Origin of the sequence: Pseudomonas sp. PKS (assembly GCF_051913525.1) — a bacterium.
GTDB classification, from domain to species: Bacteria; Pseudomonadota; Gammaproteobacteria; order Pseudomonadales; family Pseudomonadaceae; genus Aquipseudomonas; species Aquipseudomonas guariconensis_D.
The window spans coordinates 97,248-119,311 of record NZ_JBEGDO010000008.1 but is presented as its reverse complement, the minus strand read 5'-3'; the positions used below and the strand labels follow the sequence as shown (position 1 = coordinate 119,311).

The following is a 22,064-nucleotide window of genomic DNA, read 5'->3' as shown; positions in this document are numbered from 1 at the left end:
CACGCCTCCAGACGACCTATAGTGAACGATTCCACGTCAGCAACATCGCGCCCCGGGCGACGCTTGGGTACAATTGCCGGCCACCTTGATCGAGTAACAGGACCTTTACATGATCGCTTGCCTGCGGCTGTTCACAGCCCTCTGCTTCGCTGCCCTGCTGGCAGCTTGCGCCAGCTCGCCCTCATCCAGCCTGGGCGAACTGCCGCGCACCCCGGATGCCAGCATCGAGCAACTGCTCGACAAGGCAGCCACCAGCAAGTCCGCGGAAGATGCCGCGCTGCTGCGCCTTAGCGCCGCCGACCTGGCCTACAAGCAGAAGGACTACCCACGCGCCGCACGCATTCTCGAGCAGGTCCCGACGGACTCGCTCAAGCCTGGCCAACAAGTGTTCGCCAGCACCCTGGCCGCCGAGCTCGCCATGAGCCGCAACCAGCCCAAGGCGGCGCTGAGCGCCCTCTCCCACCCGAGCCTGCAACGCCTGGACGAGCTGCCAAAGGACCAGCAGGCACGTACCTACAGCGTCCACGCCGCAGCCCTGGAGGCCGACGGCCAGACCCTGGCCGCCGCCCAGCAACGCGTACTGCTTGCCCCCCTGCTCAGCGACAAGGCCGCCGCCGCGAACGACAACGCCATCTGGGCCCTCGTCGCTTCTCTGCCGGCCGAGCAGCTGCAACAGCCTGCCAGCAATGAAACCCTCGCCGGCTGGACCAGCCTGGCCCTGGCCGTCAAGCGCGCCGGCACCCTGGAGCAACAACAGGCCGCCATCGATACCTGGCGCGATCAGCACCCGAATCACCCAGCCGCCAAGCAACTGCCACAGGCCTTGGTCAAGCTCAAGGAACTGGCCAGCCAGCCGCTGACCAAGATCGCCCTGCTGCTGCCCCAGGAAGGCCCGCTGGCAGGCGTTGCCCGCGCCCTGCGTGACGGCTTCATGGCTGCCCACTTCCAGGCCCAGCAGTCCGGCCAACCCGCGCCGGCCGTACAGGTCTTCGACAGCTCGCGCATGACCTCGCTCGACGAGTTCTATCGACAGGCCCAGGCCGCCGGCGTACAACTGGTCGTCGGCCCACTGGAAAAACCCTTGGTGAAAAAGCTCGCGGCCTACCCACAATTGCCGATCACCACCCTGGCACTGAACTACGCCGATGCTGGCCAGAAAGCACCGCCACAACTGTTCCAGTTCGGTCTTGCCGCCGAGGACGAAGCCCGCGAAGTCTCCCGCCGCGCCCGCGCCGATGGCATGGTACGCGCCGTGGCACTGGTGCCGCGCGGCGAGTGGGGTGACCGCGTACTGGCCGCCTTCCGCCAGGACTGGGAAAGCCATGGCGGCACCCTGCTGGCTGCCGAACGCATCGCCCAGCCGGTCGCCCTCGCCCAACAGATCGCCGAGCTCTTCCAACTGCGCCAGAGCGAAGGTCGCGCCAAGAGCCTGCAGAGCACTGTAGGCGGCACCATCGCCGCACAACCGTCGCGTCGCCAGGACATCGACTTCATCTTCCTCGCCTCTACCCCGCAACAGGCGCAGCAGATCAAGCCGACCCTGAACTTCCAGTACGCCGGTGACGTTCCGGTCTACGCCACCTCGAACCTGTACAGCGCCAGCGGTGACGTGAACCAGTACAACGACATGAACGGCATCCGCTTCTGCGAAACCCCGTGGTTGCTCGACTCCACCAACAGCCTGCGCCAGCAGGTGGTTCAGCAGTGGCCTCAGGCCGCAGGCAGCCTTGGCCGCCTGTACGCCATGGGTGTCGACGCCTACAGCCTGGCGCCGCGCCTGAACCAGCTCAAGGCCCTGCCCGACAACCGAGTCGAAGGTCTCTCCGGCAGCCTGACCCTGAACCCCAGTCAGCGCGTTGAACGCCAACTGCCCTGGGCCGAGTTCTCAGGCGGCCAAGTCAAGCGCCTGCCGGATACCCCTCGCTGATGCCCGAGGCATCGCCTGCCAGCGCAGGCCAGGCTGCGGAAAACCACGCCCTCGCGTTTCTTCGAGGGCAGGGTTTACAGCTGCTGGCGCGTAACTGGCGATGCAAGGGCGGCGAGCTCGATCTGGTCATGCTCGACGCCGATACAGTAGTATTCGTCGAAGTCCGCTACCGGTTGCATGCGGCCTTCGGCGGAGCCCTCGGGAGCATCGACACGCGCAAGCAGAAGCGACTGGCGCTAGCCGCCAACCTGTTCCTGCAGAAGGAGCCACGCTGGGCCGATCAGCCCTGCCGCTTCGACGTTGTCGCCCTGCAGGGCAGCCACCACGCGGGCCAACCGCTGCAATGGCTGAAAAACGCCTTCGAATGCTGAACCCATTCCGATTTTTTAGCTCTATGTTTCGCGGGCTGGTTCCTGTCGCGCGTCGCGCTGGCCACCGCCCCTCTTAAGGTCACACCAGATGGACATGCAATCCCGAATTCGCCGGCTGTTCCAGGCCAGCATCGATACCAAGCAACAGGCGATGGACATCCTGGCACCTCACATCGAGCAGGCCAGCCTGGTCATGGTCAATGCCCTGCTCAACGAGGGTAAGATGCTCGCGTGCGGCAACGGCGGCTCGGCCGGCGATGCCCAGCATTTCTCCTCGGAGCTGCTCAATCGTTTCGAGCGTGAACGCCCGAGCCTGCCAGCCATCGCCCTGACCACCGACAGCTCGACCCTCACCTCGATCGCCAACGACTACAGCTACAACGAGGTCTTCTCCAAGCAGATCCGTGCCTTGGGCCAGCCTGGGGATGTATTGCTGGCGATCTCTACCAGCGGCAATTCCGCCAACGTGATACAAGCGATTCAGGCCGCGCACGACCGTGAAATGATCGTCGTGGCACTGACCGGGCGCGACGGTGGAGGCATGGCCTCGCTGCTGCTGCCTGAAGACGTGGAGATCCGTGTGCCGTCGAACGTCACCGCGCGAATCCAGGAAGTCCACCTGCTGGCGATCCATTGCCTGTGCGACCTGATCGACAGCCAACTGTTCGGGAGTGAAGAATGATCCCCAAGCACCTCGGCCTGATGGCCCTGACCCTGTGCCTGAGCATCTCAGGCTGCAGCTCGGTACTGACCTCCACCCGCAACTCGCCCATCGAGGACGATCGCGGCACCCGCACCATCGGTAGCAAGATCGATGACTCGCTGATCGAGACCAAGGTTTCGGTCAACATCGCCAAAGCCAATGCTGACCTGGACAAGGGCTCTCACATTGTCGTCAGCAGCTACAACGGCATAGTCCTACTGGCCGGCCAAACCCCACGTGCCGACCTGAAGAGCCTGGCCGAACAAACCGCCAGCCAGGTCCAACGCGTCAAGAAGGTCCACAACGAGCTGCAGGTCATGCAGCCATCCTCGATCCTCGCCCGCAACAACGACGCCTGGCTGACCACCAAGATCAAGACCCAGATGCTGGGCGATGCCAACGTGCCCAGCACCCGCATCAAGGTGATCACCGAGAACGGCATTGTCTACCTGCTCGGCCTGGTGACCCAAGGGGAAGCCAACGCCGCCACCAACGTGGTACAGGGCGTGTCGGGCGTACAGAAGATCGTCAAGCTGTTCGAGTACATCGACTGACTCACCTCGCTGCGTAACGCCTGACTGCGATACCAGCCCGCTCCTGCAGGGGTCACATCTCTCCTGCGGAGCGGCAACCCTGCCCCAGATCCGTTCCACCCCTCGTTACCCTCAGGAAGTACCCATGAAGAAGTCCCTGCTGTCCGTCCTCGCGATCGGCGCCTGCGCAGTCCTGGCCGGCTGCTCGACCCCAAGCCAGATCACCCTCAACGATGGCCGTGAAATCCAGACCGTCGATACACCGAAGTACGACAGCGATGCCGGCTTCTACGAGTTCGAGCAACTGGATGGCAAGCGCACCCGCGTCAACAAGGACCAGGTCCGCAGCATTCAGGACTTGTAAGCCAGGCCCCGAAGCCAATAAAAAAGGCGATCCATCCGGATCGCCTTTTTTATTACTTGACCACCTTGAGGCTGGGTCGACCACTGGGGCGTGGCGGCTGGCCACCCCCCTCCGGCGGACCATCATCATCCGGCTCGACACCATCGTCGTCCAGTTCGTCGCCGTCCAATGGCGGCTCCAGTTCGAAGACCATGCCCTGGCCGTTCTCCCGGGCATAGATACCCAAGATCGCCCCCACCGGCACAAACAGCGAATGCGCCACGCCGCTGAAACGACCTTCGAAACTGACCGCATCGTTGTCCATGTGCAGGTTACGCACGGCATTGGGGGAAATGTTCAGGACGATCTGGCCATCGCTGGCAAATCCCTGGGGAACCTGGACCGCTGGAAACTCAGCATTGACCAGCATGTGGGGGGTGCAATCGTTGTCGACGATCCACTCGTACAGCGCTCGAACCAGATAGGGGCGACTGGAGTTCATCAACGGCTCCTTAAAGCTTGCGCATTTCACGTTCTGCAGCGGACAGGCTCGCCTGGAAAGGCTCGCGGGCAAACTGCCGCTCCATGTAATCCAATAGCGGCTTGGCCTGCCGCGGCAATTCGATACCCAATACCGGCAACCGCCACAATATGGGCAATAGACAACAATCGACCAGGCTTTGCTCCTCGCTCATGAAGCAAGGGAACTCCCCGAACAACGCAGAGACGCCGGTCAGGCTTTCGCGCAACGCTTTGCGCGCATCAACGCGCGCCGCCTCCGTGCTGCGCGCATCGAGGATCGTATCGGCCAGCGCGCACCAGTCACGCTGGATGCGATGCATCAGCAGACGACTGTTGCCGCGCGCCACCGGATAGACCGGCATGAGCGGCGGATGCGGATAACGCTCCTCGAGGTACTCCATTACCACGGTCGATTCGTACAGCGCCAGATCGCGATCGACCAGGGTCGGCACGCTGGCGTAGGGGTTTACTTCGACCAGCTTGGGCGGCAGACGTGCAGGGTCGACATCGACGATCTGCACGCTGATACCCTTCTCGGCGAGAACAAGGCGTACCCGGTGAGAATAATGATCAGCGGGATCGGAATAGCAGGCTAACCGGTTGGTTGCGCCCATGTAGCGCCTCCTCGCATGGGGATGCTTTGTGAAACTCTAAATGCAAACGCGCCCTGGAGGGCTCCACCGCATCAGCGATGGAGCACCCCAGGGCGCGTTCAACTACCAGAAACTACTGCGTGATCAGTGCACGTCCTTCCAGTACTCGCGCTTGAGCAAATAGGCGAATACGAAGAAGAAAGCCAGGTACAGCAACACATAGGTACCGATGCGCTGGCTTTCCAGTTTGACCGGGTTGGCCGAATAGGCCAGGAAGGTCACCAGGTTCTTGACCTTCTCGTCGAACTGCTCGGACGTCAGGGTACCGGATTTCGGCTCGATGGTCAGCTGGTCACAGGCCTCATGGGTCAACGGGCTACCGGTCAGCGGATCAAACTGCTTCTTGCCGTCGACCACCATCTGCACCTGCTTGCAGCCGATCACCTGGTTACCCTGCAGGCCAACCAGGACGTTGGGCATGCCCACGTTCGGGAACACCTTGTTATTCACCCCATAAGGACGCGACTTGTCCTCATAGAAGCTGCGCAGATAGGTGTACAGCCAGTCGGTGCCGCGCACACGAGCGACCAGGGTCAGGTCGGGCGGTGCCGCACCGAACCAGGTCTTGGCATCGCTTGGCTGCATGCCGATCTTCATGTGATCGCCGATCTTGGCACCGGTGAACACCAGCTTCTCAAGCATCAGCTCGTGCGGAATGCCCAGGTCATCGGCCACGCGCTCATAGCGCTGGAACTTGGCACTGTGGCAACCCATGCAATAGTTGGCGAAGGTACGCGCGCCGTCCTGCATGGCAGCTTTGTCGGTCAGGTCGATATCGACCTTATCCAGCGCCGGGCCATGCTCGCTGGCGGCGAAGGACAAGGCGGGCATCATTGCCAGGAACAGTACTGCAATTAGCTTTTTCATCAGCCAGTCACCCTTTCCGGAACCGGTTTGGTCTTCTCGAGCCTTGTGTAGAACGGCATCAGCAGGAAGTAGGCGAAATACAGCACGGTGCAGACCTGAGACAGCAAGGTCCGACCCGGCGTAGGCGCCAGTACACCCAGGACACCGAGAATCACGAAGGCAATGCAGAACACCAGCAGGAACACTTTGCTCAGCCAGCCCTTGTAACGCATCGAGCGCACAGGACTGCGGTCAAGCCAGGGCAACACGAACAGCACGGCAATGGCAGCCCCCATGGCGATTACGCCGAACAATTTGTCAGGAACCGCACGCAAGATCGCGTAGAACGGGGTGAAGTACCAGACGGGCGCGATGTGTTCAGGGGTCTTGAAGGCGTTGGCCTGCTCGAAGTTCGGTTTTTCCAGGAAGTATCCGCCCATTTCAGGGAAGAAGAACACCACCGCGCAGAACACGAACAGGAACACCACCACGCCGACGATATCCTTGACGGTGTAGTAAGGGTGGAACGGGATACCGTCGAGCGGAATGCCGTTTTCATCCTTTTTCTTCTTGATGTCGACGCCATCCGGGTTGTTCGAACCCACTTCGTGCAGAGCGAGGATGTGCAACACCACCAGCCCCAGGATCACGATCGGCAGGGCCACCACGTGCAGAGCGAAGAAGCGGTTCAGGGTAATACCTGAAATCAGGTAGTCGCCACGGATCCACTGGGTCAGGTCCCCCCCGATCACCGGAATGGCACCAAACAGCGAGATGATCACCTGGGCGCCCCAGTACGACATCTGCCCCCATGGCAGCAGGTAGCCCATGAACGCCTCGGCCATCAGCGCCAGGTAGATCAGCATGCCGAACAGCCAGACCAGCTCACGCGGCTTCTGGTAGGAGCCGTAGAGCAGGCCGCGGAACATGTGCAGGTACACCACGATGAAGAACGCCGAGGCGCCGGTCGAGTGCAGATAGCGCAGGATCCAGCCATATTCGACGTCACGCATGATGTACTCGACCGAGGCAAATGCCTCTTCCGCCGAGGGGGTGAAGCTCATGGTCAACCACACACCGGTAACGATCTGGTTGACCAGCACCAGCAGCGCCAGGGAGCCGAAGAAGTACAAGAAGTTGAAGTTCTTGGGCGCGTAATACTTGCTCAGGTGGTCTTCCCACATCTTGGTGGCGGGGAAGCGAGCATCAATCCAGTCCATGAACTTGCTCATCATGCCTTCTCCTGATCGATGCCGATGACAATGATGTCGTCCGACTCATACGAGTGCGGAGGCACTGGCAGGTTGAGAGGTGCCGGTTGCGATTTGTAGACGCGACCAGCCAGGTCATAGTGCGAACCGTGGCAAGGGCAGAAGTAGCCCCCGACCCATTTCGGCCCCAGGTCGGCGGGCGCGACCTCTGGACGGAAGGTCGGCGAACAACCCAGGTGGGTGCACAGGCCAACAAGGACGAGGATTTCGGGCTTGATAGAGCGATTTTGCGGGTCGACATAGGTCGGCTGCACCGAAGCCTTGGATTCGGGGTCGGACAATTCCCCGGTGATTTTCTTGAGATTCCCGAGGATCTCCTCAGTTCGTCGCACAATGAACACAGGTTGCCCCCGCCATTCAGCCACCATCTGCTGACCTGGTTCGACCTTGGCGATATTGACCTTCACCGGTGCGCCGGCGGCTTTCGCCTTGGCACTGGGGAACCATGACCCCACGAACGGTACCGCAGCCCCCACTGCCCCCGCTGCGCCTACCACGGATGTGGCGGCTACGAGGAAGCGGCGCCGGCCTGCGTTGACGCCGTCATTGCTCATTCAGTCCTCTCCCATCAGCTGCTTTGGCCTGTTGGATCAGGCATCTACTTAGTTGTGTCTGTGGCACTTAAAGTTGGCCGCAATGGTAAGGAACAAGTCCACACACTGACAAGGTGATTACCCCCCAGGCGGGCTGCAACCCTCGCTTTGCTTGATCTGCGTCTATGCGGCAACTTGTCACTGACATGCTGACAGGTTAGTTCAAGACATAAAAAAAGCCCGGCTCCATAAACGGAACCGGGCTTTTTTTCGACTGCCGAAGCGGTATTAACGCTTGGAGTACTGAGGACGCTTACGCGCTTTACGCAGACCCACTTTCTTACGCTCGACTTCACGAGCGTCGCGGGTGACGTAACCAGCACGACGCAGAGCGCCACGCAGGGATTCGTCGTAGTCCATCAGAGCGCGGGTGATACCGTGACGGATCGCACCGGCTTGACCGCTGACACCACCACCGGAAACGGTGACGTAGATGTCGAACTTCTCAACGGTCTCGGTCAGTTCCAGCGGCTGGCGAACAACCATGCGAGCGGTTTCGCGACCGAAGAACACGTCCAGAGAACGGTTGTTGATGGAGATGTTACCAGTGCCCGGACGCAGGAAAACGCGAGCGGTTGCGGTCTTGCGACGGCCAGTGCCGTAATTTTGAGTCGCCGACATAATGAACTATCCCGTTAGATCTTCAGTTCTTGAGGCTGCTGAGCAGTGTGTGGGTGAGCAGCACCCGCGTACACTTTCAGCTTGCGGTACATGTCGCGACCCAGCGGGTTCTTCGGCAGCATGCCTTTGACCGCGGTCTCGATGACACGCTCAGGGGCTTTGTCGATCAGCTTCTCGAAGCTGATTTCCTTGATGCCACCTGGGAAACCGGAGTGGGAGTAGTACATCTTGTCCGAAGTTTTGGCACCAGTGACACGTACCTGCTCGGCGTTGATGACGACGATGTAGTCGCCGGTGTCAACGTGAGGGGTGTATTCTGGCTTGTGCTTGCCACGCAGACGACGAGCGATTTCGGTAGCCAGACGACCCAGGGTCTGACCAGCGGCGTCAACTACGTACCAGTCGCGCTTTACTGTTTCCGGTTTAGCAGTAAAAGTTTTCATTCTCTAAAGCCTCAGAGGCCGCCCAGCGAAAAATAGACGGCGAATCTTACTGGATAGTGCACAGCTTGCCAAGGGCAAGCGCGCAGCCGCACACGGACGCTATTGGGGGCTCGGGTCGGCGCGTCCAATGTTCGACAAGGGTTCCTCCTGCATGGTGGTGCATCACTTCCGCCACACGGAGAGGTGCCGAATTATCCAGATTGCAGAAAAAAATTCAACCTGATTTGATGGTTCGATTTGCAGGAGACGATGCCCCATGGAATATCGCCAACTCGGCCGAACCGACCTCAATGTCAGCGCCCTGTGCCTGGGCACCATGACCTGGGGCGAACAGAACGATGAGGCCCAGGCCTTCGCCCAGATCGCACTGGCCAAGGCCAGCGGAGTCAACTTCATCGACACTGCGGAGATGTACCCGGTGCCGCCACGGCCCGAAACCTACGCCGCCACCGAGCGTATCATCGGCAACTGGTTCCGCCGCCATGGCGATCGTGACGACTGGATCCTCGCGAGCAAGGTCGCAGGTCCGGGTAACGGCATCAGCCATATCCGCGACGGCCAGCTCAAGCACAACCGCCAGCACATCGTCGCTGCGCTGGACGACAGCCTGCAGCGCCTGCACACCGATCGCATCGACCTGTACCAGTTGCATTGGCCCGAGCGCAGCACCAATTTCTTCGGCAAGCTGGGCTACCAGCACCTGCCTCACGACCTGTTCACGCCACTGGAAGAAACCCTCGAAGTGCTCGATGATCAGGTGCGCGCCGGCAAGATCCGCCACATCGGCCTGTCCAACGAAACACCATGGGGCACCATGAAGTTCCTGCACCTGGCCGAGACCCGCGGCTGGCCGCGGGCCGTGTCGATCCAGAACCCCTACAACCTGCTCAACCGCAGCTTCGAGGTAGGCCTGGCGGAAGTAGCGATCCGTGAGCAGTGCGGCTTGCTGGCCTACTCGCCTCTGGCTTTCGGCATGCTCTCGGGCAAGTACGAGGACGGCGCACGGCCGGCACAAGCACGCCTTACGCTGTTCAGCCGCTTCTCCCGCTACTCCAATCCGCAGACTGTGTCCGCCTGTAGCCGCTACGTGCAGCTGGCCCGCCAGCATGGCCTGGATCCGGCCCAGATGGCCCTGGCCTTCGTCACCCGTCAGCCGTTCGTGACCAGCAACATCATTGGCGCTACCAGCGTTGAGCAACTGCAAAGCAACCTGGACAGCCAGGCCTTGACCCTCAGCGACGAATTGCTCGCGGCCATCGAGGCGATCCATCAGGACCAGCCCAACCCGGCGCCTTGAGTGCTGCGGCAAGTGGCAAGCTACAAGCTTCAAGCGGCAAGCAAAAGCAGCCCGCGGACTGCTCTGGCTTTTTCTTGCAGCTTGCAGCTTGCCACTTGAAGAAGCTTGCAGCTCAAGAGAAAAAATAAGACGATCCAGCCGGTGATTGACCACTCTACCCTATAAGAACAATGACAATGATGTTTACCCAACCCTCCGCGTCGCTGCGGCGCGTCAGCATCCTGGCCATTGACAAGGTGTTCGCCTCGACACTGATGCAGGCCAAGGATTTCTTCCACCTGGCCAGCCTGCGCTACAGCAAGCAGCTGGGCCTGGGGCTGCAACCGATGTTCGAGATCTGCCTGGTGAGCCCGGACGGCGAGCCCGTTGACAGTTTCAGCAATGTGCAGGTACCGGTCGACAGCGGCCTGGTCGATGCCGACGTGATCATCCTCCCAGCGTTCTGGGAAGACTTCGACAACCTGCAACAGCGCTACCCCCAGGTCCTGCCCTGGCTACGCGAGCAGCATGCCCGCGGTGCGGTGCTGTGCGGCGAGGCCAGCGGTGTGTTCTGGCTGGCCGAGGCAGGCCTGCTCGATGGCAAGGAGGCGACCACCTACTGGCGCTTCTTCAACAGCTTCGCCGAGCGCTTCCCCAATGTCCGGCTGAACCAGGATAAGCACCTGACCGACGCCGACAACCTGTATTGCGCTGGTGGCACCACGTCGGCGTGCGACCTGTACATCTACCTGATCGAGCGTTTCTGCGGCCCCAACGTCGCCCGCGCCGTGGCCCGAGACATCCTCTACGAAGTCCAGCGCAGCTATACACCGGGGCGCATGGGCTTTGGCGGGCAGAAGCTGCACCAGGACCTGATCATCCTGCAGATCCAGCACTGGCTGGAGGAGCACTTCGCCGACAAGTTCCGCTTCGAGGACGTGGCGCGCAACCACGGCATGAGCATCCGCAACTTCATGCGCCGTTTCCAGAGCGCCACCGGCGACAAACCCCTGCACTACCTCCAACGCCTGCGTATCGAGACGGCCAAGGGGCTCTTGTCGAGTACGCGCAAGAGCATCAAGACCATCAGCTATGAAGTGGGTTACGACGACGCCAGCTTCTTCGCCAGACTGTTCCGCCAGCACACCGAACTGTCCCCGAATCAGTATCGGCAGCAGTTCGTGCAGGAGGCCTGAGGGCTTTCTTGAGCGGCAAGCTTCTAGCGGCAAGCCACAAGAAAAAGCAAAAGCCAGAGCAGCTGGCGAACTGCTCTGGCTTTTCTTGTAGCTTCAAGCTTCTAGCTTCTAGCTTGCCAACCCCTCAAGGCTTGTGAGCCCGCGCCAGGAACTCGTGGGACTGCATCTCCAGCAGACGGCTGAGCGTGCGCTGGAATTCGAAGCTCAGGCGGCCACCGGTGTACAGGTCCTTGAGTTCGACTTCGGCGGAGATGATCAACTTGACGTTGCGATCGTAGAACTCATCCACCATGTTGATGAAGCGGCGGGCGATGTCGTCGGTGGTCACGCCCATCTGCTCGACATTACTCAGCAACACGGCATGGAAGATCTTGCCCAGTTCGATGTAGTCGTTCTGGCTGCGCGGGCCGTCGCACAGGGCGCGGAAGTCGAACCAGGCGACGTCATCGCAGGTGCGGATGGCTTGGATCTCGCGGTTCTCGATCACCAGCACGTCGTTTTCCACCGCCTGGGTGCACTCGGGCGTCAAGGCGCGGAAGCTCTGGCGCAGGCTTTCATGGGCTGCATCGTCGAGCGGGAAGTGGTAAAGCTCGGCCTGCTCCAGGTGACGCAGGCGGTAGTCGACCCCGCTGTCGACGTTGACCACTTCGGTGTTCTGCTTGATCAGCGCGATAGCAGGCAGGAAGCGCGCGCGTTGCAGGCCATCCTTGTACAGGCCGTCGGGGACGATGTTCGACGTCGCCACCAGGGTCACGCCATTCTTGAACAGCTCTTCCATCAACGTGCCGAGGATCATGGCGTCGGTGATGTCGGACACGAAGAACTCGTCGAAGCAGATCACCTTGGCTTCTTCAGAGAAGCGCTTGGCGATGATGGTGAGCGGGTTCTTCTCCCCCTTGAGGGTCTTCATCTCTTCATGTACACGCTTCATGAAGCGGTGGAAGTGCGTGCGCATCTTCTGCTTGAACGGCAGCGCCTCGAAGAAGGTGTCGACCAGATAGGTCTTGCCGCGTCCCACGCCACCCCAGAAATACAAGCCCTTGACCGGTGCCTGCTCCTTCCTGCCGAACAGCTTGCCGAACACGCCCGGCTTGTTGTTCTGCGCCGCCAACAGGTCGTCGTACAGGCGCTGCAGGTGACGCACCGCAGTTTCCTGCGCCGCATCATGGAAGAAGTCGGGACGTTTCAGATCTGCTTGATATCGTTCGAGGGGCGTCATGATTCGTTAGCGAGGCAACAAAAAACGGGCCGTCACTGTAGCGACAGGCCCGCTTAATGGCAATCATACATACGGCCATCGCGCCGCAGGGCCGTACGCTACCGGTACGCAAGCCCCAACCCGGCTTGTCTGTTCCGGCCCTTTCGCGGGTAAACCCGCTGCTACAGGTTCAGCAGTGCCCTCATTGACACCGCTGTACTGTGGGAACGAATTCATCCGCGAACACCGACGAACAGCCGGTGCCCTAGGGCTCAGTCTTGAGGCTGCAATGCCACGCGCAGACTCTCGATGGCCGCATCACGGGCCTCGCTGGTCTGGAACTGCGGCCCGTCGGCCACCTGCTCACCGTTCAGCCAGAGCGAGAAGCCCAGGCCGTCGACGCGTACATCGGTCTCACCGCCCTGCTGCAACTGCTTGCTCACAGCACCCGCGCTCTTGCCGTCAGTGAAGCTGCGCGAAAGCAACAGTTGTTCGCCATCGGCGGCCAGCAGACGGAAGCGGAAGCTGCCATCGTCGTCGCGGAAGCTGACAAAGCGCGCAGTCTTGGCGGCTTTCTTCTTCACTTCGGTGCTGGCCTGGACGCTGGTGCGGAACGAACGCAGTCCCACCGCCTCGCGCAGTTGCTCGAGGAACGGCGTGGCGATCTTGCGGGCCTTGGCCGCACCGGCCAGGAGAATGTCTTCCAGATCAGAGGGGCGCGAGATCAACTGATGATAGTGTTCGCGCTTTTCGGCCAACTGGCCGTCGAGCAGTTGGAACAGGCGCTGCTTGGCCTCCCCCCAACCGATGCCCTGCAGCAGTTCTTCGCGGAATTCGGCCGCCTGCGCGGGGGTGGCAAAGGCCTGGAACAGGGTGAACAGGTGCGAGTTGTCCGCATCCTTCGGCTCGCCCGGCGCGCGCGAGTCGGTGACGATGCGCGAAATCGCGTCCTTCATGTCCTTGGCGCTGGTGAACAGCGGGATGGTGTTGTCGTAGCTCTTGGACATCTTGCGACCGTCCAGGCCCGGCAGCGTCGCCACGGTTTCCTCGATCACCGCCTCCGGCAGGGTGAAGAAGTCCTTGCCCTGGCCGAACAGGTGGTTGAAGCGCTGGCCGATGTCTCGGGCCATCTCCACGTGCTGGATCTGGTCACGACCGACCGGCACCTTGTGGGCGTTGAACATCAGGATGTCCGCGGCCATCAGCACGGGGTAGCTGAACAGGCCCATGGTCACGCCGGCATCCGGGTCTTCGCCGGCTTCGACGTTCTTGTCCACCGAGGCCTTGTAGGCATGGGCGCGGTTGAGCAGGCCCTTGGCGGCGACGCAGGTCAACAGCCAGGTCAGCTCGGGAATCTCTGGGATGTCGGACTGGCGATAGAAGGTGACCTTGTCCGGGTCCAGGCCACCGGCCAGCCAGGTGGCGGCGATTTCCAGACGCGAACGCTGGATGCGCAGCGGATCGTCACATTTGATCAGGGCGTGGTAGTCGGCCAGGAAATAGAACGAATCGGCACCGGGCTGTTGGCTGGCGACGATCGCTGGGCGGATGGCACCGGCGTAGTTGCCCAGGTGCGGGGTGCCGGTGGTGGTGATACCGGTGAGAATACGCGTAGTCATGGGTGTTCGCTTGATCAGGCTTGGCTCAGTTCGAAAGACGCGGCAGCACCAGATCCTTCAGATCGGTCAGCTTGCCATGGAAAAAGTGTCCGCATTCTGCCACTTTCAGCAGCTCATGGGGGCGCTGCAGGTTGTCGGACCAGTCGTAGACCAGCTGAGGATCGACGACTTCATCGGTGTCCGGCTGCACCACGGTCAGCGGGCAACGCTGGGCCAGCGGGAACTGCTCGCTCAAGCGCATCACCGCCGGGGCGATCATGAACAGATGCTGCAACGCCACATCGTCGGCTTCCAGACGTCCGGCCAGGCTGGCCGCGACAAATCCGCCGAAGGAGAAGCCCATCAGCACCAGCGGCAGCTCAGGGTGCTTGGCCCGCAGCCAGGCCGCGGCCGCCTCGGCATCGTCGACTTCGCCGGCCCCCATGTCATGACTGCCCGCACTCTGCCCAACGCCGCGGTAGTTGAAACGCAAGGTGATGTAGCCTGCATCACGGGCGGTGCGCTGCAGGGTCGAGACCACCTTGTTGAGCATGGTGCCACCCTGGACCGGGTTGGGATGGCAGATCAGCACCGCACCGCGGGCGTCGGCCACATCCAGGTACAAGGCTTCCAGCTGGCCGCTTGGGCCATCAATGAACAAGGGGGTTTCGCGGATAAGCAAGGCACTACTCCGTGACCTCGGTGAAGGTCGACTCGTCTAGCTGAAGAATTCTGTTCTGATTTGCGATCGCTCGCGGTATACAGCGCAGGTCTGAGCCGTTAACGTAAAGCAAAGCCGTTTATAGAGGAAGGACTCGTGGAACTCTCGCTCCTTGTTTGGTTGTTGCCGACCCTGGCCCTCGTCGTCGGCGTGGTGGTGGGCTTCGTCGTCGCCCGTCTGCTGCCCAACGCAGCGCCCAGCAGCACCCAGCGTCAGTTGGATGACATCCAGCAGCGCTTCGATAGCTACCAGAACGAAGTGGTCACCCACTTCAACAGCACAGCAGCGCTGGTCAAGAAACTGACCCAGAGCTACCAGGACGTCCAGGATCACTTGGCCGACGGCGCCAACCGTCTGGCCCTCGACGACGTGACCCGCCAGCGCCTGCTGGCCGCCCTGCACTCCGAAGCGGCCCAGGGCCCGCGTGATCGCCTGACTCCGCCGAAGGACACCGCCGAAGTGCCTCGCGACTACGCGCCCAAGGCGCCGAACTCGCCGGGCATGCTCGATGAGAGCTACGGCCTCAAGCGCTGAACATGAAAAAGGCCTCGCAAGAGGCCTTTTTTGTGGGTGCTTGTAAGCAACGTCCTAGCAAAGCCCGTAGGAGCTGGCGAAGCCTGCGATGAGCTGCAAAGCAGCCCGAGGATGAAATGGGCTTGCCTTCAACCACAAGCCCTTGCCAGGCTGCCGCTCATCGACACCAAGGGGCCACACCACCGGCGGCTTCGTACCGATCCCTCGCCTGCTCCAACACCTGCTCGCCCAACCGCCCCTGCCTGACCAGGCTGTACAGCGCCGCCATCACCACACTGTACCGATCCACCTCGAAGAACCGCCGCAGCTGCTGACGTGTATCGCTGCGCCCGAAGCCATCGGTGCCCAAGGTCATGTAAGGTGCCTGTACGTATTCGGCGATCAACTGCGGCCAGGCACGGGCATAGTCTGTGGCGGCAACCACCGGGTCATCACCCGCCAGGCACAGGCTCACGTAGCTGACCCCGCCTCGCCCTTGGGTCGCCGCTCGCTGCGCTTCCCGTGCCTCGCGTGCCAGTTCGCTGAAACTGGTGACACTGAAGACATCGCTGTCCACCTGCCATTCGGTGGCGAGCAGCTCACTGGCGGCAATCACCTCGCGCAGAATCGCACCCGAGCCCAGCAGACGCACCTTGGCACGTGGCTGCAGGGCCTGCTGCCTGGCGAAACGGTACATGCCGCGCAGCACATCGCCGCGCACCGCCTCGGGCAACGAGGGCTGTGGATAGTTTTCGTTCATCACCGCCACGTAGTGGAATTCGTCGCACTGCTCCACCAGCATGCGCCGGGCCGCATGATCGAGAATCACTGCCAGCTCGCCGGCAAAGCATGGGTCCCAGGCCCGGCAGTTGGGCACCAAGGCCGCCATCACCAGGCTGGAGCCGTCCTGGTGCTGCAATCCTTCGCCACCCAAGGTGGTGCGCCCGGCCGTGGCCCCCAGCAACAGGCCACGGGCGCGCTGGTCGGCGGCGGCCCAGATCAGGTCGCCGACCCGCTGGAACCCGAACATCGAGTAATAGATGTACACCGGCAACATAGGCTCGCCGTGCACCGCGTAGGACGTGGCCGCCGCCACCCAAGAAGAAATCGCCCCCGCCTCGGTGATGCCCTCTTCGAGCAACTGGCCGTCACGCGCCTCTTTGTAGGTGAGCAAAGACCCGGCATCCTCAGGCTCGTAACGCTGCCCGCAGGACGAATAGATACCGATCTGTCTGAACAAACTGGCCATACCGAATGTACGCGCCTCATCGGCGACGATCGGTACCACCCGCGGGCCCAGCTCCGGCGCCTTCAACCAATGGCCAAGCAGGCGCACGGCGGCCATGGTGGTGGACATTTCCTTGCCCGCAGCGTGCAGGGCAAAACCACCGAAGGTTTCAAGATCCGGCAACGGCAGGCGAGGACAGTCGCTGCGCCGCATCGGCAACGGCCCGCCCAACGCAGCCCGCTGCTTGCGCAGGTAACGCATCTCCGGGCTGTCCTCGTCAGGCCGGTAGAAGCGCAGTTGCTCCACGGCTTCGTCCGACAGGGGCAGATGGAAGCGATCCCGAAATGCCAGCAGCGCCTGCACATCGAGCTTCTTGGCCTGGTGCGCAGTCATCCGCGACTCGCCGGCGCTGCTCATGCCATAGCCCTTCTTGGTCTTGGCCAGGATCACCGTCGGCCGGCCCTTGCATGCCTTGGCCGCGGCATAGGCGGCGTATAGCTTGCGAAAATCATGACCGCCACGCTTGAGGGCGTTGATCTCGTCGGAGCTCATGTGTGCCACCAGCTGTTGCAGTGCTGGGTGCTGGTTGAAGAAATGCTCCAGGTTGTAGGTGCCGTCGTTGGCGCCAAGGGTCTGGAACTGGCCATCGGGCGTCGCTGCCAGCTGACGCAGCAACACATGTTCGTGGTCGCGGGCGAACAGAGCATCCCACTCCGAGCCCCAGAGCACCTTGATCACGTTCCAACCGGCGCCGCTGAACAGCGCCTCCAGTTCCTGGATGATCTGCCCATTGCCGCGCACCGGGCCATCCAGGCGCTGCAGGTTGCAGTTGACGATGAACGTCAGGTTGTCCAAGCCTTCGCGCGCCGCCAGGGTCAGGCCGGCGGTGGACTCCGGCTCGTCCATTTCGCCATCACCGAACACGCCCCAGACATGCCGTGACTCAGTCTCGAGCAAACCCCGATGCTGCAGATAGCGCATGAAACGCGCCTGGTAGATGGCGTTGAGCGGGCCGATCCCCATGGATCCGGTCGGAAACTGCCAGAAGTCGGGCATCAGCCAAGGATGTGGATAAGAGCACAGGCCATTGCCGGCGACTTCCTGGCGATAGCTGGCCAGTTGCGCCTCGCTCAAACGCCCTTCGAGAAATGCCCGGGCATAGATACCCGGGGCGGAATGTGGCTGGAAGAACACCAGGTCTGCCGTGCGTCGTTCGCCACCGCTCTCGCCCCGGAAAAAGTGCTGGAAGCCCACCTCGAAGATCTCCGCCGCCGAGGCATAACTGGCGATATGCCCACCCAGATCGCCATAGGCATGATTGGCCCGCACCACCATGGCCAGGGCGTTCCAACGCAGGATGCCAGTGATGCGCTCGTCCATTTCCAGGTCACCCGGATAGGCGCCTTGCTGCTCTACCGACAAAGTGTTGCGGTAGGCAGAGAACGGCAAGGTATCGCGCGCCAGACCCAATTCCAGGGCATGGCTTTGCAAGCGCTGCACCAGATAGCGCGCCCGCGCCGGGCCGCAATGGGCCAGGGTAGACTCGAGCGCTTCGCACCATTCACGGGTTTCAGCCGGGTCGCTGTCCAGGTCGGTATCCTGGGCCGTCAATGGCTCGTTCGGATTCATCATCGCCACCATCGGGCTTATCCTTCGGTTTCCGGACACGATTCGCGGGTAAACCCGCTCACACAGCGCTTAGCGCGGTTTCAGGCGCAGGCCTTCAATGCCTGGGCGATATCGGCCATCAGGTCATCGATGTCTTCCAACCCCACCGACAGCCGCACCAGGCCTTCAGAGATGCCATGGTGAGCACGCTCCTGCGGCGTATAGCTCGAATGGGTCATGCTCGCCGGATGTTGGGCCAGCGACTCGGCATCGCCCAAGCTCACCGCCCGACTGAACAACTGCAGGGCATTCATGAACCGCCGCCCCGCCTCGATCCCGCCCTTGAGCTCGAACGCGATCATCCCGCCCGGCAGGCGCATCTGCCGCTGGGCCAGCGCATGCTGGGCAAAGCCCGGCAGGCCCGGATAGTGAATCAACTCCACCTGGGGCTGGCGCGCCAGGTACTCGGCCAACTGCTGGGCGTTGCTGCAGTGGCGCTCCATGCGCAGGGCCAGGGTCTTCATACCGCGCATCAGCAGCGAGGCGTCGTGAGGCGAGAGCACCGCCCCGGTCATGTCCTTGAGGCCTTCCAGGCGGATCCGGTCGATCAACGCCTTGCGCCCGACCACCAAACCCGCGGTGATATCGCCATGACCACTCAGGTACTTGGTGGCCGAGTGCACCACCAAGTCGGCCCCCAGCTCCAGCGGGCGCTGCAGGTAGGGTGTGCAATAAGTATTGTCCACCACGATGTGGATGTCGCGACCGCGCACCGCCTGCGCGACGGCCGCGATATCGACCAGATGCATGTTCGGGTTGGCCGGGCTTTCGAAGTAGATCATCCGGGTTTTTGGCGTGATGGCCGCCTTCAGCGCTTTTTCGTCGTTGAGGTCAACGTGCAGGATCTTGACCCCGAACTCGCCGATACCATGGTGCAGGTAGGCGAAGGTGCAGCCATACAGGGTACGCCCGACGATCAGTTCATCGCCCGGTCGTAGCAGCGTCCATAGCGTCGAGGTGATGGCGCCCATGCCCGAAGCCAACGCCAGTCCTGCTTCGCCACCTTCGAGCGATGCCATGCGTTGTTCGAGCAAGGCCAGGGTCGGGTTGGAAATGCGGCTGTAGAAATGCCCACTCTCCTCACCTGCAAAACAGGCGGCGCCGTACTCGACAGTCGGGAAGGCATAGGTGGCGGTCTGATACACCGGCGGCACCAGCGCGCCGCCGTGGGAAAGCGGGTCATAGCCATGATGGATGGCCCGTGTGGAAAAACCGGTGTTGTTATTGGAGTCGCGCATGGCAACAGCCTCTGATGGTTTGTTATAAGCTTATGCCACCGGGTCGCGGGTAATTTTCCAAAATCGCCCACGCATTCGCATATCTTTTGGCATAAAAACAACAAACAGCACACCAGGAGGGCAAATCATGCCTTCGACCCTCGACCGCACCGACCGCGCCCTGCTCGCGGCCTTGCAGGACAACGCCCGCCTCACCGTCGCCGAGCTCGCCGACCAGGTTTCCCTGACCACCTCGCCCTGCTGGCGGCGCGTCAAGCTGCTGGAGGACAACGGCTACATCACCGGCTATCAAGCCATCCTCTCGCCCAAGTCGCTGGGCTTCGGCGTGACCGCCTTCGTGAGCATCATGATGGACTCGCACACCAAGGAAATGGCCCTGGCCTTCGAAAGGAAGCTGCTGGAGATTCCCGAGATCGTCGCCTGCCACAACATTTCCGGACGCTACGATTTCTTGCTGGAGATCCTCGCGCGGGACCTGGAATCCTTCGGGGAATTTACCCGGGAGGTGTTGCAGCGTTTGCCGGGCGTTAAAGAGATCTATTCGAGCTTTTCGTACAAGGCGGTGAAGGAACGCCGAGTGATTCCGGTGTCGGAAAAACACATATGAAACAGCTGACAACCTTCATACCCAGCGACTCCACCCGACACCACAAAAACCAACTTGCGCTTGTTTTCATCCGGTCGATTCATCTACACCCCATGAAAGCACGTACCCGCCCTCCTAATGATCGCTGAAATCCATAGAGCGCAACGCTCCATGTAAGACCCGTCCCCCACTAACGAGGGGAGCTTCCTACTTGAACCTGTGAAAAAGCGAAGTATCCCGCAACAGGGTTCATGGTGAAAAATAATGTCCCCCTAGATGCGCGAGCACACCATGAAACGACTCAACCTTATGATCATGTTTTTTCTTTCCGGGTGCGGCAACGACTGGATGTGGATACCTGATAGACAGGACATAAAATTCAAATGTGACATGGACCCCTATCGGCAAGGTTGCGAAAGAAGAATAGATTATCAAGAGCATTACAAACTGATTCAAAAGCCGCAACGCTAAGTCCATTATACATTCTTACCCACAGTCAGCCGACAGCTCCAAGCCATGTCACCAGACCCAGGAGATTAAACTTGGAGCTACTTATATTCGGCCACCCCTAAAGCTAGGGATAATCATGCTTTACTTGGAATAGCGGAGGAAGCTCAGGCAGGTCAGAGTGCGGCCATATCTTTTCCCTACGCCGAAGGCGGCCTGGCAAAAATCCTGAGCGCGCCCATCTAATCTCTCCATTCCTTCCATCATAAATTTCCAGATTACCTGTATCGGTTACCCCTAGGTGATTATGACGCCAATAGGACTTGTCTCGAGTCTCTGTAGCTTGAGCGGACCATACCCGACCACGGGATGGATCATAGAGAAAGCCAGAATTCTGGATAATGAAGTGAAGTGTTTCCCGCTTTCTCAACTTGAAAGTTTCGCTGTGCGGTTGTTTCTCGTTAGCCACCCAGATTACAGCGCCACGATCTTCAAGCACTAAGTTTCCATCAGGGCGAAGACGCAGCGCATAGCGCCCATTAGGAGATTTTATGAAATCGCCCGCATGCATAGATTGGTTGGGAGGAAGGACGGTACCTCCAGACCCGCTGAATCGTGCAACCTTCACTTTTGAATACTTCCCCATTACACCACCTTTAATTATTGAGCTGAAAGGGCTTGGTAAAGCCGGCCTACCAAAACTAGCCCCACAATAATTACAAGTCGTGCAAAGCCTAAGCGAACCGGAAACCCTCCCCCTATAGTCATCAGACTCTCCCTACAGCCGCAGCCGAGGTGTCGCACAACATACAATCCAGATTTTACCAGGCTTACTTGTCAGACTTAGAAATCCAAAACACGTCACCCCCACAAAAGAATAATCAATGAGCGGCTTACCCTACTCAACCATTAAAGAGCTGACCGTTCTATCAGTAATCTTTCTAGCAGGACGCAATAACAAATGCCTATATTCTTCCCCGACCGATAAGCGGTTCATTTCAAATGCGACATGGATCCTTTCCGGCATGGCCACGAACGGCAAATGGACTATCAGGAGTACTTTCGATGGATCAAGCAACCCCAGCACTAGGCCTCTTGAAACAATCACTTCTCACCGGCCTCCTGCTCCTATCAGCCTGTAGCGCCGGCGGCCCCTACCTCGGGCCAGACAACCCAGACCAACACTTCAACTGCGACATGGCCTCCTACAGCCCAGCGTGCGCGCGACGCAGCGATTATGACCGGCACCTGGAAATGATCAGGACCGAAAAACAGACCCGGCGCCTGTTACGCAACTAGTCAGGTGCCATAAACAAAAAACCCCGCCGAAGCGGGGTTTTCTGTTTATGGCAAGCGGATCAGATCGCGCCGCGCTGACGCAGCACATCCAGCACCTGCTTGACACCCTCTTCAACGCTGGTGGTCTGGGTATCGATCACCAGGTCCGCGTCCAGCGGCACATCGTATGGAAAATTTTTCCCCAGGGTGTAGTTCCATAGTTAGAAGGTACATATGAATCCTACAACGTGCTCCTACGGCGCTTACCGCGCCTTCGTTCACAGCCCTGCT

The 22,064-nt window shown here is 60.7% G+C and carries 21 protein-coding genes and 1 pseudogene; 9 read left to right on the top strand and 13 right to left on the bottom strand.

The window, feature by feature from the left end; all coding sequences use genetic code 11:
* Positions 1-109: 109 nt before the first annotated feature.
* From ABOA88_RS11020 to ABOA88_RS11000, 5 genes are all read left to right on the top strand, one after another.
* Positions 110-1,927, top strand: coding sequence for a penicillin-binding protein activator (locus tag ABOA88_RS11020; RefSeq protein WP_196170347.1), 1,818 nt, complete (start codon positions 110-112; stop codon positions 1,925-1,927).
* Positions 1,927-2,298, top strand: coding sequence for a YraN family protein (locus tag ABOA88_RS11015; RefSeq protein WP_196170346.1), 372 nt, complete (start codon positions 1,927-1,929; stop codon positions 2,296-2,298). Before ABOA88_RS11020 ends, ABOA88_RS11015 begins: the two co-directional genes overlap by 1 nt.
* A gap of 88 nt (positions 2,299-2,386) precedes the next feature.
* Complete coding sequence (locus ABOA88_RS11010) at positions 2,387-2,980, top strand: phosphoheptose isomerase (RefSeq protein WP_043207486.1); 594 nt, start codon at positions 2,387-2,389, stop codon at positions 2,978-2,980.
* Entirely contained in the window at positions 2,977-3,555 is a 579-nt protein-coding gene (locus tag ABOA88_RS11005) for a BON domain-containing protein (RefSeq protein WP_196170345.1), read from the top strand. The genes ABOA88_RS11010 and ABOA88_RS11005 overlap by 4 nt, the downstream gene beginning before the upstream one ends.
* Before the next feature lie 124 nt (positions 3,556-3,679).
* Complete coding sequence (locus ABOA88_RS11000) at positions 3,680-3,898, top strand: YgdI/YgdR family lipoprotein (RefSeq protein ID WP_196170344.1); 219 nt, start codon at positions 3,680-3,682, stop codon at positions 3,896-3,898.
* A gap of 52 nt (positions 3,899-3,950) precedes the next feature.
* Here ABOA88_RS11000 and ABOA88_RS10995 read toward each other — a convergent pair whose 3' ends face one another.
* From ABOA88_RS10995 to rplM, 7 genes are all read right to left on the bottom strand, one after another.
* Positions 3,951-4,379: a ClpXP protease specificity-enhancing factor gene (locus ABOA88_RS10995; RefSeq protein ID WP_196170343.1), complete on the bottom strand. Its 429-nt coding sequence runs from the start codon at positions 4,377-4,379 to the stop codon at positions 3,951-3,953.
* Between the two features lie 10 nt (positions 4,380-4,389).
* Entirely contained in the window at positions 4,390-5,013 is a 624-nt protein-coding gene (locus tag ABOA88_RS10990; RefSeq protein ID WP_196170342.1) for a glutathione S-transferase N-terminal domain-containing protein, read from the bottom strand.
* Positions 5,014-5,136: 123 nt separating this feature from the next.
* A complete protein-coding gene (locus ABOA88_RS10985; RefSeq protein ID WP_367851566.1) occupies positions 5,137-5,919 on the bottom strand; it encodes a cytochrome c1 in 783 nt (260 codons plus the stop codon).
* Positions 5,919-7,130: a cytochrome b gene (locus ABOA88_RS10980; protein WP_043207474.1), complete on the bottom strand. Its 1,212-nt coding sequence runs from the start codon at positions 7,128-7,130 to the stop codon at positions 5,919-5,921. Before ABOA88_RS10980 ends, ABOA88_RS10985 begins: the two co-directional genes overlap by 1 nt.
* Positions 7,130-7,723 (bottom strand): ubiquinol-cytochrome c reductase iron-sulfur subunit, encoded by a 594-nt coding sequence (gene petA / locus ABOA88_RS10975; protein WP_043207473.1) that lies wholly within the window; start codon positions 7,721-7,723, stop codon positions 7,130-7,132. The genes ABOA88_RS10980 and petA overlap by 1 nt, the downstream gene beginning before the upstream one ends.
* A 267-nt stretch (positions 7,724-7,990) precedes the next feature.
* On the bottom strand, positions 7,991-8,383 hold the full coding sequence (rpsI, locus tag ABOA88_RS10970; RefSeq protein WP_043207470.1) for a 30S ribosomal protein S9: 393 nt from the start codon (positions 8,381-8,383) through the stop codon (positions 7,991-7,993).
* A 14-nt stretch (positions 8,384-8,397) separates the two neighbouring features.
* Entirely contained in the window at positions 8,398-8,826 is a 429-nt protein-coding gene (rplM, locus tag ABOA88_RS10965; protein WP_043207468.1) for a 50S ribosomal protein L13, read from the bottom strand.
* Positions 8,827-9,082: 256 nt separating this feature from the next.
* Here rplM and ABOA88_RS10960 point away from each other — a divergent pair, with 256 nt between their 5' ends.
* Together ABOA88_RS10960 and ABOA88_RS10955 are read left to right on the top strand one after the other, a co-directional pair.
* Positions 9,083-10,123 (top strand): NADP(H)-dependent aldo-keto reductase, encoded by a 1,041-nt coding sequence (locus ABOA88_RS10960; protein ID WP_196170340.1) that lies wholly within the window; start codon positions 9,083-9,085, stop codon positions 10,121-10,123.
* 278 nt (positions 10,124-10,401) lie between these two features.
* Complete coding sequence (locus ABOA88_RS10955; RefSeq protein ID WP_196170367.1) at positions 10,402-11,298, top strand: GlxA family transcriptional regulator; 897 nt, start codon at positions 10,402-10,404, stop codon at positions 11,296-11,298.
* 124 nt (positions 11,299-11,422) lie between these two features.
* On the opposite strand, the gene zapE is transcribed toward ABOA88_RS10955, so the two are convergent.
* The 3 genes from zapE to ABOA88_RS10940 all read right to left on the bottom strand — a co-directional run bounded on the left by zapE (position 11,423) and on the right by ABOA88_RS10940 (position 14,776).
* Positions 11,423-12,517: a cell division protein ZapE gene (gene zapE / locus ABOA88_RS10950; protein WP_070576208.1), complete on the bottom strand. Its 1,095-nt coding sequence runs from the start codon at positions 12,515-12,517 to the stop codon at positions 11,423-11,425.
* A 251-nt stretch (positions 12,518-12,768) separates the two neighbouring features.
* Positions 12,769-14,115, bottom strand: coding sequence for a tryptophan--tRNA ligase (locus ABOA88_RS10945; RefSeq protein ID WP_196170339.1), 1,347 nt, complete (start codon positions 14,113-14,115; stop codon positions 12,769-12,771).
* Between the two features lie 25 nt (positions 14,116-14,140).
* A complete protein-coding gene (locus ABOA88_RS10940) occupies positions 14,141-14,776 on the bottom strand; it encodes an alpha/beta hydrolase (RefSeq protein WP_196170338.1) in 636 nt (211 codons plus the stop codon).
* Between the two features lie 135 nt (positions 14,777-14,911).
* On the opposite strand from ABOA88_RS10940, the gene ABOA88_RS10935 reads away from it, so the two are divergent.
* On the top strand, positions 14,912-15,349 hold the full coding sequence (locus ABOA88_RS10935) for a YhcB family protein (protein ID WP_043207459.1): 438 nt from the start codon (positions 14,912-14,914) through the stop codon (positions 15,347-15,349).
* Positions 15,350-15,506: 157 nt separating this feature from the next.
* Here ABOA88_RS10935 and mdeB read toward each other — a convergent pair whose 3' ends face one another.
* Positions 15,507-18,197: an alpha-ketoglutarate dehydrogenase gene (gene mdeB, locus ABOA88_RS10930; RefSeq protein WP_367851567.1), complete on the bottom strand. Its 2,691-nt coding sequence runs from the start codon at positions 18,195-18,197 to the stop codon at positions 15,507-15,509.
* Positions 18,198-18,265: 68 nt separating this feature from the next.
* A complete protein-coding gene (locus ABOA88_RS10925; RefSeq protein WP_367851568.1) occupies positions 18,266-19,462 on the bottom strand; it encodes a methionine gamma-lyase in 1,197 nt (398 codons plus the stop codon).
* 127 nt (positions 19,463-19,589) lie between these two features.
* Between ABOA88_RS10925 and ABOA88_RS10920 the strand changes: the two genes are divergently transcribed.
* Entirely contained in the window at positions 19,590-20,069 is a 480-nt protein-coding gene (locus ABOA88_RS10920) for an Lrp/AsnC family transcriptional regulator (RefSeq protein WP_070092321.1), read from the top strand.
* Between the two features lie 1,784 nt (positions 20,070-21,853).
* Here the strand turns inward: ABOA88_RS10920 and ABOA88_RS10915 are convergent.
* Positions 21,854-21,976: pseudogene (locus ABOA88_RS10915) on the bottom strand (hypothetical protein); the annotation flags it as partial.
* Positions 21,977-22,064: the final 88 nt, after the last annotated feature.